Consider the following 1,336-nt stretch of genomic DNA (forward strand, 5'->3'; position numbering starts at 1 on the left):
CGCGCCGGCAACATTGCCGTCGACAACGGCGAGACCGCAGCAGCCGCGGCGGCATACCAATCGATAACAGCGATGACCAGCGTGCTTGGGATCGAGACGGAATCATCACCGACGGCGCCACGCGACGGCCAGCACAGCAGCACGGTCACTGCTCTCGTTGAGGTACTCCTCGCGAATCGATCGTGTGCCCGCGGCGAAGGAGATTTTGTCACGGCTGACCGCATCCGCGGCGATCTCGCTCGCAGCGGGATCGTCATCGAGGACCACTCCTCAGGAACCACGTGGACACAGGCATAACTGAAGTTCGTGGAGGCCGGCTACGCTGACAGCCGACTGATTGTGATCGGGTCAAGCGGGCACCCACCCTCGCAAGAAAGCCAGCACCTTGGCTTCCGGCATTTCGCAAGGACGTAGGTGGTCTGCTTCGACCGTGCGATACACATTGGCGCTGATCAGATCGGACCCGCCCAACTCCTCGGCGGAAATGCTGATACTTCGGCCATCGACCCGCGTGGTTCGTGTCAATCCGTACGGACGCCCCGCGTATCTGGCGAGAGTCCAGCCTTCGGGGATTCGCTTGAGCAACGCAGCCAGACTTGCTGAGCTGTGACTCACATTCGAACTACCGAGGCAGGTCGAATTTCCGCGGCGTGTGCTGGGGGACTCCACCAAAGGGCCGTTAGCGGGCGCTTTCTTTGGGTCTCCTGGAATCGACGTGTTCATTGTTTAAAACCCAACTGCTTTGGCCTGGAACGACTCCTCCCCGGCGCCGCGCCTCAGATACCGTCAGGGTTGAGGTAGCTCACGCCGTGCGCCGTTTGTGGTCGGTTTCGGAGTCGACCAGGTCCATATTTCGTTGTGGAACGGGTGCTAGCGAGTCCGAGGCGCCGCGGTGGTCGTAAGGTCAGCACCGACATCGCCCCCTTTGTTGACGCGTAAAATACTCTCCACACTCCCAATGTCAGCGCAATGCCGTCACGCGTCCTTCCTTGCTAAGGCAAGCGCGTAGTCCCCGTCGCTCCACCAGTCAGCAGGGGTCAGACCGGCAAGCACGAATTCCGACTCGATCAACTCGCGGGTGAATTTTGTCGAGACCTCGGTGCGTATCACTTCGTCCTTGGCGAATTCGACGTCTATATCCAGTACACCTAGGTCCACCACGTGTCTTTCTTTAGCCTGCAGTCGCATCTCGATCCAGTGCTCTTCGTCATTCCACGCCGCAACGTTCTGAAACCTGGGTAGCGAGAAGTTAGCTCCAAGTCCCCGGTTGAGAACCCGCAGCACATTGATATTGAACTCGGCGGTGACGCCGCGTCGTCATAAGCCCGTATTGGTC

Annotated in this window: 1 pseudogene; it reads right to left on the bottom strand. The window is 59.6% G+C overall.

Features of this window, described 5'->3' with window-relative positions:
- Nucleotides 1-975 precede the first annotated feature (975 nt).
- Nucleotides 976-1,302, bottom strand: a pseudogene (locus ACF1AK_RS36345) (L-histidine N(alpha)-methyltransferase); the annotation flags it as partial.
- Nucleotides 1,303-1,336: the final 34 nt, after the last annotated feature.

Source organism: Kitasatospora sp. NPDC015120 (assembly GCF_043080305.1).
Classification (GTDB): domain Bacteria; phylum Actinomycetota; class Actinomycetes; order Streptomycetales; family Streptomycetaceae; genus Kitasatospora.